This window comes from Pseudomonas sp. 20-5, assembly GCF_056782835.1.
The window spans coordinates 5,615,244-5,630,625 of the sequence record NZ_CM165584.1 but is presented as its reverse complement, the minus strand read 5'-3'; the positions used below and the strand labels follow the sequence as shown (position 1 = coordinate 5,630,625).

The window sequence follows — 15,382 nt, the reverse complement described above, 5'->3', positions numbered from 1 at the left end:
ACCCCAAGTATGGCCTAGCCGTGGCCGGGAAACACGCCCGTGCGGCGAGCGCCACGAAGTTTTCCCGAGCTGTCCTGAAAGTGGCTGCGCCCTGCGCCGGGCCGCGATAGGATGGCGCGAAACCCACATACCCGAGTGAAGTGAGTCGAGGATGTCCGAAACCTTCAAACCCGCCCCCGGTGACGTCGAGCTCGTGCAGCGCGAGGAATGCTTCCGCGGCTTCTATCGTCTCGATCGCCTGCGCCTGCGGCATCGCCAGTTCGACGGCAGCATGGGCCGGGAAATCAGTCGGGAACTGTTCGTCCGCCATGACGCGGTCTGCGTGCTGCCCTACGACCCGCAGCGCGATTGCGTGGTGCTCATCGAGCAATTCCGCGTCGGGGCGATGCAGAAGCTCGCCAACCCCTGGCTGCTGGAGCTGGTCGCCGGCCTGATCGACAAGGACGAGCAACCGGAGGAAGTGGCCCATCGCGAGGCGATGGAGGAGGCCGGGCTGACTCTCGGTGCGCTCTGGCCGATAACCCAGTACCTGCCGTCGCCGGGCGGCACCGACGAAGTGGTGCACCTGTTCGTCGGCCGTTGCGACAGCGAAGGCGTCGGCGGCGTGCATGGCTTGCCGGAGGAGGGCGAGGACATCCGCGTCCACGTCTGGCCGTTGGAAGATGCGCTGCAGGCCGTGCGCGACGGGCGGATCAACAACGCGGCGAGCATCATCGCCCTGCAGTGGCTGGCCCTGAACCGGGCCGAGGTGCGTGGGCTATGGGCCTGAACCTGCTGCGCGAGCGCTACCGGGTCGACCTGGCCAGCCTGCAGGCGACCTGCGAAGCGAACTACGCGCGGCTCATGCGCCTGCTCCCGGACATGCGCGAGGCGCAGGCCTCGCGCCGGGTCGCGCTGAGCGAAGGAGAGCGGCTGCTCGGCGTACTTGCGCTGGAAGTGACCGAGGCCTGCCCCTACACCACCACCCTGCAGGTGCGCCAGGAACTGGGCCTGCCCTGGTTGCCGGCGCCGCGGCTGGAAGTGCGGGTCTACCACGATGCGCGGATGGCCGAGGTGATCGGCGCCGAACAGGCGCGGCGGCTGATGGCGATCTATCCCTACCCGAACCAGGCGATGCACCAGCCCGACGAGAAGAACCAGCTCAACCTGTTCCTCGGCGAGTGGCTCGCCCATTGCCTGGCCTGCGGCCACGAAATGGAGCCGGTGGCCCAGCGCTGAGCGGTTGCAGGCAAAAGGCCAGTTGAATGACATCAAGCCAAAAGTAGTCCTCGCAACTGTGATCTGTTCCGCTTTCCGGGTTTGCCGCCACTTTCGTCGGTCACCATAATCATCCCTTTCACCGCGGACGCCTCGCCTTCAGGAGACGGCCCCTTGTCACGCCATTCGAACACTCCCGCCACCGACGCCTCCGTACTGCTGGTGCAGCTCTCGGACAGCCACCTGTTCGCCGAGGATGGCGCGCGCCTGCTTGGCATGGATACCGCCCATAGCCTGGAGAAGGTGGTCGAGCGGGTCGCCCGGGAGCAGCCGCGGATCGACCTGATTCTCGCCACCGGCGACGTCTCCCAGGACGGCAGCCTCGATTCCTACACACGCTTCCGCAGGTTGAGCGCCCCCCTGGACGCGCCGTTGCGCTGGTTCGCCGGTAACCACGACGAACGCGAGCCGATGCAAAGGGCGACCGAGGGCAGCGACCTGCTGGAGCAGGTCGTCGACGTCGGCAACTGGCGCGTGGTGTTGCTCGACTCGAGCATTCCCGGCGCGGTGCCGGGCTATCTCGAGGAGGATCAGCTGGAGCTGCTGCGGCGCGCCATCGACAGCGCCGGCGAACGCTTCCTGCTGGTTTCCTTCCATCACCACCCGGTGCCGATCGGCAGCGACTGGATGGACCCCATCGGCCTGCGCAACCCGCAGGCGCTGTTCGACCTGCTGGCACCCTATCCGCAGGTGCGCTGCCTGCTGTGGGGGCACATTCACCAGGAGTTCGACCGCCAGCGCGGCCCGCTGCGCCTGCTGGCTTCGCCGTCCACCTGCGTGCAGTTCGCCCCCGGCAGCAGCGACTTCACCCTCGACCGCCTGGCGCCGGGCTACCGCTGGTTGCGCCTGCACGACGACGGGCGCCTGGAAACGGGGATCTCGCGGGTCGATGACGTCGTCTTCGAAGTGGACTACGACACCGCCGGATACTGACATGCCCCCCGGTCGCGGGATGCCGCGGCCGCGTGCGTCGTTGCCGATCGGCGCGCAGGCTGGAAGATGAAGCCTGGAAGCTGGTACCGTTCGGCTTTCCCTACCGAGTTGAAGCCCATTAGCCCGTTCCCGATGACCGCGACCAGCCCATCCCTGCTGTATATCCACGGCTTCAACAGTTCGCCCGAATCGCACAAGGCGCGTCAGCTGCAGGCGGCCTTCGGCCACTTGGGCCTGGCCGAAGGCCTGCGCGTCCCGGCCCTGCACCATCACCCACGGCAGGCTATCGCCCAGTTGGAGCGGGCCATTGCCGAGCTCGGGCGACCGGTGCTGGTCGGCAGCTCCCTGGGTGGCTACTATGCGACCCATTTGGCGGAGCGCCATGGCCTGGCGGCGATCCTGGTCAATCCGGCGGTCGCCCCGCATCGCTCCTTCGACGGCTACCTGGGCGCGCAGACCAACCACTACAGCGGCGAGACCTGGGAACTCACCGAGGACCACGTGGCGGCGTTGGCCGAACTGGAAGTCACGCACCTGCAACGTCCCGAACGCTACCAGGTATGGCTGCAGACCGCCGACGAAACCCTCGATTATCGCGTCGCGCAGGCCTTCTACCGAGCCTGCGCGCTACGTATCCAGGCCGGCGGCGACCACGGTTTCCAGGGCTTCGCCCGGCACCTGCCGGCGCTGCTGGCGTTCGCCGGCTACCCGTCGGCGCTGTGGCGCGACACCGACTTTTCGACTTTTGACTGAATAGAGACCCCATGGCTACTTACAACGCAGACGCCATCGAAGTCCTTTCCGGCCTCGACCCGGTGCGCAAGCGCCCGGGGATGTACACCGACACCACCCGCCCCAACCACCTGGCCCAGGAAGTCATCGACAACAGCGTCGACGAAGCCCTGGCCGGCCACGCGAAGAGCGTGCAGGTGATCCTGCACCAGGACAACTCGCTGGAAGTCATAGACGATGGCCGCGGCATGCCGGTGGACATCCACCCGGAAGAGGGCGTGCCGGGCGTCGAGCTGATCCTTACCAAGCTGCATGCCGGCGGCAAGTTCTCGAACAAGAACTACCAGTTCTCCGGCGGCTTGCACGGGGTCGGCATCTCGGTGGTGAACGCGCTCTCGACCCGGGTCGAGGTACGCGTCAAGCGTGACGCCAACGAGTACCGGATGACCTTCGCCGACGGCTTCAAGGACAGCGATCTGGAAGTCATCGGCACGGTCGGCAAGCGCAATACCGGTACCAGCGTGCATTTCTGGCCGGATCCGAAGTATTTCGATTCGGCGAAGTTCTCGGTCAGCCGCCTCAAGCATGTGCTCAAGGCCAAGGCGGTGCTGTGCCCGGGCCTGAGCGTGGTGTTCGAGGACAAGAACACCGGCGAGCGCGTCGAGTGGCACTTCGAGGACGGCCTGCGCTCCTACCTGACCGACGCGGTCGCCGAGCTGCCGCGCCTGCCCGATGAACCCTTCTGCGGCAACCTCGAAGGTTCCAAGGAAGCGGTGAGCTGGGCCCTGCTGTGGCTGCCCGAGGGCGGTGAGTCGGTGCAGGAAAGCTACGTCAACCTGATTCCCACGGCCCAGGGCGGCACCCATGTGAACGGCCTGCGCCAGGGCCTGCTCGACGCCATGCGCGAGTTCTGCGAGTTCCGCAACCTGTTGCCGCGCGGCGTCAAGCTGGCGCCCGAGGACGTCTGGGAGCGGATCGCCTTCGTCCTCTCGATGAAGATGCAGGAGCCGCAGTTCTCCGGGCAGACCAAGGAGCGCCTGTCGTCCCGCGAGGCGGCGGCGTTCGTCTCGGGCGTGGTGAAGGACGCCTTCAGCCTGTGGCTCAACGAGCACGCCGAAATCGGCCTGCAACTGGCGGAACTGGCGATCAGCAACGCCGGGCGTCGCCTCAAGGCGGGCAAGAAGGTCGAGCGCAAGAAGATCACCCAGGGGCCGGCGCTGCCCGGCAAACTGGCCGACTGCGCCGGACAGGAACCGATGCGCGCGGAACTGTTCCTGGTCGAGGGCGACTCCGCCGGCGGCTCGGCGAAGCAGGCGCGGGACAAGGAATTCCAGGCGATCATGCCGCTGCGCGGAAAGATCCTGAACACCTGGGAAGTGGACGGCGGCGAGGTGCTCGCCAGCCAGGAGGTCCACGACATCGCGGTGGCCATCGGCGTCGATCCGGGTGCCAGTGACCTGGCCCAGCTGCGCTACGGCAAGATCTGTATCCTCGCGGATGCCGACTCCGACGGGCTGCACATCGCCACGCTGCTCTGCGCGCTGTTCGTCCGCCATTTCCGCCCGCTGGTGGAAGCCGGCCACGTCTACGTGGCGATGCCGCCGCTGTACCGCATCGACCTCGGCAAGGACATCTACTACGCCCTCGACGAAGCCGAGCGCGACGGCATCCTCGAGCGCCTGGCCGCTGAGAAGAAGCGCGGCAAGCCGCAGGTCACCCGCTTCAAGGGCCTTGGCGAAATGAATCCGTTGCAACTGCGCGAGACCACCATGGATCCGAATACCCGGCGGCTGGTCCAGCTCACCCTGGAGGACGCCACCGGAACCCTGGAGATCATGGACATGCTGCTGGCCAAGAAGCGCGCCGGTGACCGCAAGTCCTGGCTGGAAAGCAAGGGCAACCTGGCCGAGGTGCTGGTCTGATGCGCCGCCTGCTGGCCATCCTCGGCCTGTTCGGGGGCCTGGTCCAGGCGGCCGAGGCGCCGCCAGAGCCACCGGTTCCGGCAGCCTTGAGCTTCATCTCCGAACATGCGGTGGAGGGCATGCGCGGCGGCAACCTCTCCGGGCTGGCCTGGTGTGGCGGCGCGCTGTGGACGGTTTCCGACCGCGACGATGACCGCCTGTATCGCCTGCAACCCTCGGCCGAAGGCTCCGACCAGCCCTGGCAGGCCGAGGCCGAGAGTTTCATCGCTCCGACCCCGCCGGACAGCGGGTTGCCCTGGGGCATGAGCACGCGGGTCTGGCTCAGTGGCCTGGTGCGCGGCGGCAACCTCGACTTCGAAGGCATCGCCTGCGATGCCGCCGGCAATCGCTACCTGGTCAGCGAGGCGCACGCGGCGGTCCTGCAACTGCCGGTGAGCGGCACGCCGAACTGGCTGCGCCTGCCGCCCGGCCTGCTGCCGCAAGCGCGGGCCAGCGGCATGCTGATGAATTTCAACGCGTTGTTCGAAGGGATCGCCGTCGACCCCGAGGGCAAGCGCCTCTGGCTGGCTGCCGAGCGAGAGCGCCGCGGCCTGCTGGTGGCCCACCGCGACAACAGTGCCTGGCGCTGCGAGGGCAGCTGCGTACTGCTCGCCGAGGGCGGCAAGATCGAGCCGCCGCCGGAACTGGGCAGCGCGCGCAAGCTGCCGAAGGATTTCTCCGACCTCGCCTTCTACCGCGGCAAGCTGTTCACCCTGGAGCGCCTGGCGCATCAGATCTGCCGCCGCGACCTGGCCCAGGCCAAGGTCGAGCGCTGCTGGTCGTTCGCCTCGGCGGTCCTGGCGCCGGAGCGTCGCTACGAGCTGCCTTATGGCGTCGCGGAAGCCCTGTCGCTGGACGACAAGGGCGCCTGGCTGGGCATCGACAATGGCGACCATGCGCGCGCCGATGGCGATGTGCGGCCCTTCGTCCTGCGCTTCGCCGCGCCCGCCGGCGGCTGGTTGGGGGACAAGTGACGCAACGGGCGCCCGGTCAGCGGCTGGGACGGATCATGCTGGTGCTGGCCTGGGTCGCCGGGCTGGCGCTGGCGACGCGCTATTTCGGCGTCTGGGAAGATCGACAGCGCAACCCGAACCAGGCGCCGCAATCGATCCATGGCGACGGCTACGTCGAGTTGCGCCTGGCCAGCAGCCGCCAGGGCCATTACCTGCTGAACGGGCAGATCAACGGCCAGGGCGTGACCTTCCTGCTCGATACCGGGGCGACCCAGGTGGCGGTGCCGGAAGCCCTGGCGGCAAGACTCGCGCTGGAGCGCGGCGCGCCGATCACCCTGAGCACGGCCAACGGCCGCGCCACGGGCTGGCGCACGCGGCTGGACCAGCTGCAACTCGGCGATATCCGCCTGTCCGGGGTCGCGGCGCTGATTGCGCCGGGCATGGACGGCGATGAGGTGCTACTCGGCATGAGCGCCCTGAAACAACTCGAATTCACCCAGCGCGACGGCACCCTGGTGCTGCGCCAAAACACTTCTCCGTGAGGTACGCATGAGCGAATCCCTCGATCTGAGCCTGGAAGGGGTCGAACGCCGGTCGTTGGCCGAGTTCACCGAGCAGGCCTATCTGAACTATTCCATGTACGTGATCATGGACCGCGCCCTGCCGCATATCGGCGACGGCCTGAAACCGGTGCAGCGACGCATCGTCTACGCCATGAGCGAACTGGGGCTGGATGCCGATTCCAAGCACAAGAAGTCGGCGCGCACCGTCGGCGACGTGCTCGGCAAGTTCCACCCGCACGGCGACTCGGCCTGCTACGAGGCCATGGTGCTGATGGCGCAGCCGTTCTCCTATCGCTATCCGCTGGTGGACGGCCAGGGCAACTGGGGGGCGCCGGACGATCCCAAGTCCTTCGCCGCCATGCGTTATACCGAGGCGCGCCTGTCGCGCTATTCCGAGGTGCTGCTCAGCGAACTGGGCCAGGGTACCGTGGACTGGGTACCGAACTTCGACGGCACCCTCGACGAGCCGGCCGTGCTGCCGGCCCGCCTGCCCAACCTGCTGCTCAACGGCACCACCGGCATCGCGGTGGGCATGGCCACCGACGTGCCGCCGCACAACCTGCGGGAAGTCGCGTCGGCCTGCGTGCGCCTGCTCGACCAGCCGGGCGCGACGGTCGCCGAATTGTGCGAACACGTGCCGGGCCCGGACTTCCCCACCGAAGCCGAGATCATCACCCCGCGCGCCGACCTGCAGAAGGTCTACGAGACCGGCCGCGGTTCGGTGCGCATGCGCGCGGTGTACCGCGTCGAGGACGGCGACATCGTCATCCACGCCCTGCCGCACCAGGTGTCCGGTTCCAAGGTGCTGGAACAGATCGCCGGGCAGATGCAGGCCAAGAAGCTGCCGATGGTGGCCGACCTGCGCGACGAGTCGGACCACGAGAACCCGACCCGCATCGTCATCATCCCGCGTTCGAACCGGGTCGATGTCGAAGAGCTGATGACCCATCTGTTCGCCACCACCGACCTGGAGACCAGCTACCGGGTCAACCTGAACATCATCGGCCTCGATGGCAAGCCGCAGGTCAAGGACCTGCGCCAGTTGCTCTCGGAGTGGTTGCAGTTCCGCATCGGCACCGTGCGTCGACGCCTGCAGTTCCGCCTGGACAAGGTCGAGCGCCGCCTGCATCTGCTGGATGGCTTGCTGATCGCCTTCCTCAACCTCGACGAGGTGATCCACATCATCCGCACCGAGGACCAGCCCAAGGCGGTGCTGATGGAGCGCTTCGAACTCAGCGAGGTGCAGGCCGACTACATCCTCGACACCCGCCTGCGCCAGTTGGCGCGCCTGGAAGAGATGAAGATCCGCGGCGAGCAGGAAGAGTTGCTGAAGGAGCAGAAGCGCCTGCAGACCCTGCTCGGCAGCGAGGCCAAGCTGAAGAAGCTGGTGCGCGAGGAGCTGATCAAGGATGCCGAGACCTACGGCGACGACCGCCGTTCGCCGATCGTCGCCCGCGCCGAGGCCCGCGCGCTGTCGGAAACCGAGCTGATGCCCACCGAACCGGTGACCGTGGTGCTCTCGGAAAAAGGCTGGGTGCGTTGCGCCAAGGGCCACGACATCGACGCCGCCGGCCTTTCCTACAAGGCCGGCGACGGCTTCAAGGCCGCCGCGCCGGGACGCTCGAACCAGTATGCGGTGTTCATCGACTCCACCGGGCGCAGCTACTCGCTGCCGGCCCACAGCCTGCCGTCCGCGCGGGGCCAGGGCGAGCCGCTCAGCGGCCGGCTGACGCCGCCGCCGGGGGCCAGCTTCGAATGCGTGCTGCTGCCGGACGACGATGCGCTGTTCGTGATCGCTTCCGACGCCGGCTATGGTTTCGTGGTCAAGGGCGAGGACCTGCAGGCCAAGAACAAGGCCGGCAAGGCCCTGCTCAGCCTACCCAACGGCTCCGCCGTGGTGGCGCCGCGCCCGGTGCGCGATGTGGAGCAGGATTGGCTGGCGGCCGTGACGACCGAGGGCCGTCTGCTATTGTTCAAGGTCTCCGACCTGCCGCAGCTCGGCAAGGGCAAGGGCAACAAGATCATCGGCATCCCCGGCGAACGCGTGGCCAGCCGCGAGGAATACCTCACCGACCTGGCTGTTCTGCCAGCCGGGGCGACGTTGGTCCTGCAGGCCGGAAAGCGTACCCTGTCGCTCAAGGGCGACGACCTGGAACACTACAAGGGGGAGCGGGGCCGGCGAGGCAACAAGCTGCCGCGCGGTTTCCAGCGCGTCGACAGCCTGCTGGTGGATATTCCGCCACAGGATTGAAATGAGCCGTTACCGGTCTCCGATCTCTCGCATATCCGCAAGGGAATGGCGAAAGCGGCCTCTTCCGAGGCCGGCTTTCCGGGGGAATGTCGTCTCCCTGGCGGGTTCCGCCGGGTTTTCCCCTGACGCAGGTGGTCCGAAACCGGTTTCGGAATACGCTCTGCCTCTGGAGCTATGGCGCTGGTTAGGGGATGATACGCCCCTTCGGCCGCCGTTTCCGATGGCGGGTGGCCAGTAGAATTCAAGTCTTGCATCAGTAGTGCCGATCTTCGGCGAAATACGGTGGTTCTCGATGAGCGCGTGGCGCGTCTTCGCATGTCTTTCCCTCGTCAGCCTGCTCGGGCTGACGGGTTGTGCGGTCCATCCGCCGGCCCAGCTCTACCAGTTGGACGTCGGTGCCGCTGCGGTACCGAAAAAGGACGGCGGTGCGGCCGTCCTGCTCGGGCCGGTACAACTGGCCGACTATCTCAAGCGCGATGTGATGGTGCAGCGGCAGGCCGATGGTATTCTCAGTCTGTCCACCGAAGCGCGCTGGGCCGGCAACCTGGAGACCAATGTCAGCCAGCAACTGCTGCGGCAGATGTCCAGCGAGCTGGGCAGCAGCCGCCTGGCGCTGTTCCCGGAAAAACCCGGTTTCACCCCCCAGGTCCAGGTGATGCTGACCATCAGTCGCCTCGACTCCGGCCCCAAGCAGCCGGCAGTGATCGAGGCGCGCTGGCGCCTGTTGGACCAGAAGGGCGACCTGAAGGACAGCCGGGTGTTCCACGAGGAAGAACAGCATCAGGGCAGCATCGGCGACCAGATCCGTGCCCAGAGCGACCTGCTCAAGCGCCTGGCGGCGCAGTTGGCCAAGGACGTCAAGCCGATCGCCGTGGCGGCCGAGGCGCCGCCGCCGGCGACCGCGCGCAAGCCGGTGGCCAAGCCGAAGGTCAAGGAAGAGGAAGGTCCGAAAATGCCACTGGTGGTGCCGATTCGCACCGACGCCGAGGTCTATCGGTTCTGATTGTCGATAGCCGACCAGGAGAAAGCCCCGCCGAAGCGGGGCTTTTTCGTTTCGGCGTCAGCGTGAGCGGCGCAACAGGAAGCGCAGGGCCATGCCGGCGAGCGCCAGCAGCAGGCAGGGCAGCCAGACCCAGCGCGCCTCCGATTGCAGCACCAGCAATCCGCGTTCGCTGAGGAAGCGCGACAGACCGATCGGCGACACGGCGATCGGATGGAACGGCATGAAGTAGCGGGCGTCGCTCCAGGGCCAGAACCAGGCGACGCCCAGCCCGCCATTGGTCATCGCGTCCAGCAGGCTGTGCGAGGCGGTGGCCAGCGCCACCCACAGCCCGGCTTTCAGCGGTCCGCTATGCAGCGGCCGGCAGGCGAGGGCGGCGAGCGCGCCGAGGATCGCGGCGAACAATAGCGAATGGCTGAAGCCGCGATGGCCGAAGGCATCGTGATAGGCGATGCCGAGCTTGAAGGCGACTACGTCGAAGTCCGGCAGGCAGGCGGCGAGCATGCCTGCCAGCAGCAGGCGTGGCGGGATCACCCGGCTGCCAAGGGCCAGTCCCACCGCCAGGACCGGCAGCGGGTGGGTGATCAGGGTGGTCACGGGCGGGCGCGGTCGTGCATGCGCGCCAGTTGGCGCTCGAGCATCGATGGATACGGCTCCAGCAGACGCTCGACGCAGCAGGCTCCTTCCGGACTGGCGATGGCGCGGATACGGGCGCGCTCGCGGACCACCGCGTCGTCGGCGATGCTGCGTTCGACCAGCAGCAGGTTGCGGCTGTGCTGGTTGAGGGCGAGGGCGTTCTGCACGGTTTCGTTGAGCAGCAGGTCGGCCTGGGTCTGTTCGCTGAGGTCTTCGCCGAGGCTCAGGCCCAGTTGCAACTGCAAGGTGATGCCGCTGTCGGCGACCTCGATCTGCAGGGCATGGCCGAGCGCGCGCATCAGTTCACCGCAGCAGAGCGCGTTGGTCAGGTAGTCGGCGCGGTTGTCGCGGCTGTGGAAGAGAATCAGGCTGCCGCCGTCGCTGAGCGTGTGCAGGCTGCCCTTGTACTGGCGGGCGGCCTGTTCCAGGCAGTCGCGATAGCGTTGCAGGAGGTCCACCAGGCGGCTGCGCGGCAACCGGCGCAACTGTTCCTGGGCGCCGAGCTGGATCGCCAGCACCGCACTGTGTTGCGGTTCGCGCGCAGCGGCGGGCGCCGCGGGCTGTTCCCCGGCTTCGGCTCCGTTCTCGTCGAAGGCGTCCTGGTCCAGCGGGTCTTCGTCGATGGAGGTGAATTCCACCGGCTTGGTCTCGTCCAGCAGGGCGTCGCCCAGCGGAATGTCGTCTTCCTCGAAGGCCGAGGCCTCGACCTTGCGGCTGCGCAGGTCGGCTTCGTCGTCTTCCAGCAGGATGTCGTCGAAGTTCTGCGGCAGCGGTGCTTCTTCCGGCTCCGGCGCCGGCGGCTTCTCCGGCACCAGGCGCTCTTCCAGGTCGCGCGCCAGGTCGCCCAGCTCGTTCTGCAGTTCGGCGCCGGGGGCCGGATTGTCCGGATCGCGCAACCAGACACGCAATTGCAACAAGGGTGTGGAAATCTGCCGCCCCAGGCGCAGGCTGAAATACAGGGCGAGGATCAGCAGGATCAGGCTGATCAGGCCCATGCTCTGCAGGCTGATCATCATCGGCTGCTGGAACTGCTGCATGTCCAGGCTGATGCGCAGGTGCCCGGCGATCACTTCCTGGAAGGTGATCGGCGTCGAGTACAGGCCTTCGGTGGCGCCGAGCAGGCTCTGCTTCGGACGGCTGCCGGCCTCGGCGAGGATGCGCTGGTCGACGCTGTAGATCGCCGCATGGGCCACCAGCGGGTTCTTCACCAGGTTGTTCAGCAGCACGTTGAGGCTGAGGATGTCGTTGGACACCAGCAACTCGGTGGCGGACGCGGCGGTCTGGGTGATCAGGCTCTGGCCCAGGGCATCGGCCTGCTGTTGCATGGCCTGGCGAAACTGCATGCCCATGACCCAGGCGTAGATCAGCAGGGCCAGGGCCACCAGGATCAGGCTATGGCTGGCGAGCCGCAGGGCGATCGGGACGCGGCGCTGGCGCAAGGCACGAAACAGCAGGAGGAAGAAATTGTCGGGCTTGACGGACGTGGGCCGGGTCACAGGGGGCTCGGTCTTCTGAAATAGAGGTATCGCGCAGTATAACCAGCGCCCCCCGAGGGGCAAAGGGCCGTTGACGCGCTTTCCAGGCCGCCGCGCGGCGGTTTCGCGGGTTTTCCCGGTCGGTTCCGACCGGTGGTGATGGCAAATGCCCGGCTCTGCGTCTCTCGGGTGTGCGGGAAAGCGGGTAGAATGGCGTCTTTTACCTGGCGGAGCTTACGCCTTGCGCGAAATTGTCCTGATCAACATCACCGGGGAAGACCGCCCCGGTCTCACCGCTGCCATCACCGGCGTACTGGCCCAGGGCGGGGTGAACATCCTCGACATCGGCCAGGCGGTGATCCACGACACCCTGTCGTTCGGCATCCTGGTGGAAATCCCGGATACCGAGGCCGGTTCCTCGGTCCTCAAGGACGTGCTGTTCACCGCCTACAAGCTGGACCAGCAGGTGCGCTTCACCCCGGTCTCGGAAGAGGACTACCGGCAATGGGTCGACGGCCAGGGCAAGACGCGGCACATCGTGACCCTGCTCACCCGCCGGGTGACTGCCGAGCAACTGCAGAGGGTCAGCTCGATCACCGCCAAGTACGCGCTGAACATCGACCACATCGACCGTCTCTCCGGGCGTATGCCGCTGGACATGCCCGCCGACCAGGGCAAGGGCTGCATCGAGTTCTCGGTACGCGGCGAACCGGCCGATCCGGCGGCGCTGCGTGCGGAATTCCTCAGCGTCGCCCAGGAATTGAACGTCGACATCGCTTTCCAGCAGGACAGCGTGTTCCGCCGCAACCGCCGGCTGGCGGTGTTCGACATGGATTCGACGCTGATCGAGGCGGAAGTCATCGACGAACTGGCCAAAGCCGCCGGCGTCGGCGAGAAGGTCGCCGCGATCACCGAGCGGGCGATGCGCGGTGAACTGGACTTCCGCGCCAGCTTCAAGGAGCGCCTGGCGCTGCTGCAGGGGCTGTCGGAAGACGTGCTGGAGGAGATCGGCGCCTCGCTGCGTCTGACCGAGGGTGCGGAAACCCTGTTCGCCGAACTCAAGCGCCTGGGTTACAAGACCGCCATCCTGTCCGGCGGCTTCACCTATTTCGCCCGTCAATTGCAGGCGAAGCTGGGGATCGACTACGTGTTCGCCAACGAGTTGCAGATCGTCGACGGCAAGGTCACCGGGGTGGCGGTCGAGCCGATCGTCGATGCCCAGCGCAAGGCCGACCTGCTGCGCGAACTGGCGGCGAAGGAAGGCCTGAGCCTGGAGCAGACCATCGCCGTCGGCGACGGCGCCAACGACCTGCCGATGCTCGGCCTGGCCGGCCTGGGCGTGGCGTTCCGCGCCAAGCCGCTGGTCAAGCAGTCGGCCAAGCAGGCGATCTCGACCCTGGGCCTGGACGGCATCCTCTACCTGCTCGGCTACCGCGACCGCGAAGGACGAGCCTGAGGCCGGCGGGCGTCTCTTGCCGGCCCGGCAGCCACGAACCAGGTCGGTAGAGCGGAAAAGCAACGGGCGCCCAGGGCGCCCGTTCTTCATTCGTCTCCCGAGGAGAAGTCGTAGTCCATCGCCTGGCTCGGCCCCTGCAGGTAGTAGCCCTGGATGTAGGTGGCGCCGGCTTGCCACAGGGTGGCGAGGACGCTGGCGCTCTCGACGAAGGGGACGATGCTGAGCTTCTGCTGTTCGTGCAGTTCGGCGATCAGGCCCTTGAGGATCTCCTGGTTTTCCACCTGGTTGAGGTCCTGGACGAAGGAGCCATCGATCTTGATGAACTGCACGGTCAGGTGCTTCAGCGCGTTGAACGGGTTCAGCGAGCAGCCGAACTGGCTGATCGCCGCCTGGCAATGCAGGGTGGCCAGGCCCTGGGTCAGTTGCTTGGCCTGCTTCAGATAGCTGGTGGCGTCGGCTTCGCTGATCTGGAACACCAGCGACTCCGGCGGCAGGCGCGCGGCCTTCAGCGCCACCCCGAGCCAGGGCAGCAGGCCGGGGTCTTGCAGGCTCGCGCTGGACAGGTGGACGAACAGCTTGGTCTGGTGCCCCTTGGCGCGATGCTCGGCGAGCAGCTTGATCGAATTGAGGATCACCCAGCGGTCGATCTTCTCCGCCAGCCCGGCTTCCTTGGCGGCATGCAGGAACTCCGCCGGCGGCACTTCCTGGCCCTGCGGATTGAGCAGGCGCAGGAGCACCTCGTAGTTCTCGTGGCTGTCGCCGCGCAGGCTGATGACTGGCTGGAACAGCAGGCGGAAGCTGTTGGTCTCCAGCGCCTGCTGGAGGATCGCGATGACGTCGCCGCGCTGGGCGGCGGCGGCAAGCTCTTCCGCCGGGTTGTACTGCTTGATCTGCGACCCGCCCTTGCGTGCCGCGTCATCGGCGCAGCGATGCGCACGGTTCATCACGTCCTGGGCCTTGGCGGTCTTCTCGTCGAGACCGGCGACGCCGATGCTGAGGGTGGCCTGGGCGCTGCGGCCGTTCAGCTCGAAAAGGTGGTTCTCGACTTTCTTCAGCAGTCGTTGCAGCGCCGCTTGCGCCTGCTCGGGAGTCTTGCCCTTGAACAGGGCGGCGAAGATCGAATCGCCGAAACGCGCCAGGTCGGCTTCCTCGCCGAACTGTTCACGCATCAGTCCGGCCAACTGGCCGAGCAGCAGGTCGATCCCGGAAAGCCCGTGGTCGGCCTGGAGCGAGGGGTAGCCGTTGAGATGGATATAGGCCAGGGTCGACGGCTTGCGGGCGGTCACCGCCTGCTGCACGGCGGCATCCATCAGGTCGAGGAAGTGGCTGCGGTTGTAGAGACCGGTGACCGGGTCCTGGCTGCTGACTTCGCGGAGCTTTTCTTCCAGCTCGGCGTTGTCGACCTCGCCGCGGATCACCACCTGGATGCAGGGTTCGCCGTCGTACGTGGCGGCGGAGAGGCTGATGCGCGCCTTGAATTCCTGGCCGTCGAGCTTGACCCCGGTGCAAACCAGTTCGGTCTGGCGCTGGTCGTTCTGGTAGCCCTTGAGGAAATCCTTGAAGGCGCCCTGGTCGCAGGAGGCGATCAGGTCGATGACCGGCAGGCCTTCCAGTTCCTCGGCGTCCTCGTAGCCGAACAGCGCCATGTAGGAGCGGTTGGCGTAGATGTGCATGCCGTCGTGGACGTAGGTGATGGCGTCGACCGAGCTGTCGAGCAGCAACTGGCAGCGTTTTTCCGCCTCGCGCAGGGCGAGTTCGGCGGCGCGGCGCGCGCGGCGTTCGGCGAGGCCGGCCAGCTCGCGGTTGGCGACCAGCACCAGGCGCTCGTCCTCGCCTTGCGGCAGGGCGTCCTGGGCGCCGAGCATCAAGGCGTCGGTGATGGCGTCGGAGCTGTTGTCGGCCACCAGCTGGATGAACGGGATGTCGCGCGACTGGCGGCGCAAGGTGGCGAGCGCCTCGCCGGGCTCGAGACACTCGCTGGTCGGCGCGGCGATCAGCAGGTCCCAGCTTTGCTGGAGGGTTTCGGCGAGGTCCTCGGGAGAGGTCAGTCGATGTACGCGGGTCGCGTGGCCGGCATTGCGGAACAGACTGACCAGGCGTTCGGCTTCGTTCTGCGAGTCTTCCAGAATCAGCAGGCGGATGGTTTTCTTTTCGATGGCCATGGA

Annotated in this window: 13 protein-coding genes; 10 read left to right on the top strand and 3 right to left on the bottom strand. The window is 67.0% G+C overall.

The genetic code is table 11. The features are described 5' to 3' along the window. The first annotated feature begins 151 nt into the window (after positions 1-151). From AC1RB9_RS26010 to AC1RB9_RS25970, 9 genes are all read left to right on the top strand, one after another. Positions 152-769, top strand: coding sequence for an NUDIX domain-containing protein (locus AC1RB9_RS26010; protein ID WP_003095694.1), 618 nt, complete (start codon positions 152-154; stop codon positions 767-769). Further along, positions 760-1,218: a DUF1249 domain-containing protein gene (locus AC1RB9_RS26005; protein WP_003102067.1), complete on the top strand. Its 459-nt coding sequence runs from the start codon at positions 760-762 to the stop codon at positions 1,216-1,218. Before AC1RB9_RS26010 ends, AC1RB9_RS26005 begins: the two co-directional genes overlap by 10 nt. Before the next feature lie 153 nt (positions 1,219-1,371). Further along, positions 1,372-2,190, top strand: coding sequence for a 3',5'-cyclic-AMP phosphodiesterase (cpdA, locus tag AC1RB9_RS26000; protein WP_003102066.1), 819 nt, complete (start codon positions 1,372-1,374; stop codon positions 2,188-2,190). A 132-nt stretch (positions 2,191-2,322) separates the two neighbouring features. After that, positions 2,323-2,943: a YqiA/YcfP family alpha/beta fold hydrolase gene (locus AC1RB9_RS25995; protein WP_003102064.1), complete on the top strand. Its 621-nt coding sequence runs from the start codon at positions 2,323-2,325 to the stop codon at positions 2,941-2,943. 11 nt (positions 2,944-2,954) lie between these two features. Further along, the gene (gene parE / locus AC1RB9_RS25990; RefSeq protein ID WP_003102062.1) at positions 2,955-4,844 is read left to right on the top strand and encodes a DNA topoisomerase IV subunit B; all 1,890 of its coding nucleotides are present in this window, start codon (positions 2,955-2,957) and stop codon (positions 4,842-4,844) included. Then, the gene (locus AC1RB9_RS25985) at positions 4,844-5,857 is read left to right on the top strand and encodes an esterase-like activity of phytase family protein (RefSeq protein WP_003102060.1); all 1,014 of its coding nucleotides are present in this window, start codon (positions 4,844-4,846) and stop codon (positions 5,855-5,857) included. Before parE ends, AC1RB9_RS25985 begins: the two co-directional genes overlap by 1 nt. Next, entirely contained in the window at positions 5,854-6,378 is a 525-nt protein-coding gene (locus AC1RB9_RS25980) for a retropepsin-like aspartic protease family protein (protein WP_003457467.1), read from the top strand. Before AC1RB9_RS25985 ends, AC1RB9_RS25980 begins: the two co-directional genes overlap by 4 nt. Positions 6,379-6,385: 7 nt before the next feature. Next, on the top strand, positions 6,386-8,650 hold the full coding sequence (gene parC, locus AC1RB9_RS25975) for a DNA topoisomerase IV subunit A (protein ID WP_003095687.1): 2,265 nt from the start codon (positions 6,386-6,388) through the stop codon (positions 8,648-8,650). Between the two features lie 292 nt (positions 8,651-8,942). Continuing rightward, positions 8,943-9,653, top strand: a complete 711-nt coding sequence (locus AC1RB9_RS25970) for a PqiC family protein (RefSeq protein WP_003102054.1) — start codon at positions 8,943-8,945, stop codon at positions 9,651-9,653. 57 nt (positions 9,654-9,710) lie between these two features. Here AC1RB9_RS25970 and AC1RB9_RS25965 read toward each other — a convergent pair whose 3' ends face one another. Together AC1RB9_RS25965 and AC1RB9_RS25960 are read right to left on the bottom strand one after the other, a co-directional pair. Continuing rightward, positions 9,711-10,247, bottom strand: coding sequence for a metal-dependent hydrolase (locus tag AC1RB9_RS25965; protein WP_003095684.1), 537 nt, complete (start codon positions 10,245-10,247; stop codon positions 9,711-9,713). Further along, positions 10,244-11,782: an AhpA/YtjB family protein gene (locus AC1RB9_RS25960; protein WP_003102052.1), complete on the bottom strand. Its 1,539-nt coding sequence runs from the start codon at positions 11,780-11,782 to the stop codon at positions 10,244-10,246. Before AC1RB9_RS25960 ends, AC1RB9_RS25965 begins: the two co-directional genes overlap by 4 nt. A 220-nt stretch (positions 11,783-12,002) precedes the next feature. Between AC1RB9_RS25960 and serB the strand changes: the two genes are divergently transcribed. Beyond that, the gene (serB, locus tag AC1RB9_RS25955; protein ID WP_003457464.1) at positions 12,003-13,217 is read left to right on the top strand and encodes a phosphoserine phosphatase SerB; all 1,215 of its coding nucleotides are present in this window, start codon (positions 12,003-12,005) and stop codon (positions 13,215-13,217) included. Between the two features lie 86 nt (positions 13,218-13,303). On the opposite strand, the gene fimX is transcribed toward serB, so the two are convergent. Then, positions 13,304-15,379 (bottom strand): cyclic di-GMP-binding protein FimX, encoded by a 2,076-nt coding sequence (gene fimX / locus AC1RB9_RS25950; protein WP_003095680.1) that lies wholly within the window; start codon positions 15,377-15,379, stop codon positions 13,304-13,306. Positions 15,380-15,382 lie beyond the last annotated feature (3 nt).

Bases quoted from the DNA above. Each gene is read 5' to 3' on its own strand.
- AC1RB9_RS26005 (WP_003102067.1), top strand. From the start codon at position 760: ATGGGCCTGAACCTGCTGCGCGAGCGCTACCGGGTCGACCTGGCCAGC.
- parE (WP_003102062.1), top strand. From the start codon at position 2,955: ATGGCTACTTACAACGCAGACGCCATCGAAGTCCTTTCCGGCCTCGAC.
- AC1RB9_RS26010 (WP_003095694.1), top strand. From the start codon at position 152: ATGTCCGAAACCTTCAAACCCGCCCCCGGTGACGTCGAGCTCGTGCAG.
- AC1RB9_RS25970 (WP_003102054.1), top strand. From the start codon at position 8,943: ATGAGCGCGTGGCGCGTCTTCGCATGTCTTTCCCTCGTCAGCCTGCTC.
- parC (WP_003095687.1), top strand. From the start codon at position 6,386: ATGAGCGAATCCCTCGATCTGAGCCTGGAAGGGGTCGAACGCCGGTCG.
- AC1RB9_RS25995 (WP_003102064.1), top strand. From the start codon at position 2,323: ATGACCGCGACCAGCCCATCCCTGCTGTATATCCACGGCTTCAACAGT.
- fimX (WP_003095680.1), bottom strand. From the start codon at position 15,379: ATGGCCATCGAAAAGAAAACCATCCGCCTGCTGATTCTGGAAGACTCG.
- AC1RB9_RS25985 (WP_003102060.1), top strand. From the start codon at position 4,844: ATGCGCCGCCTGCTGGCCATCCTCGGCCTGTTCGGGGGCCTGGTCCAG.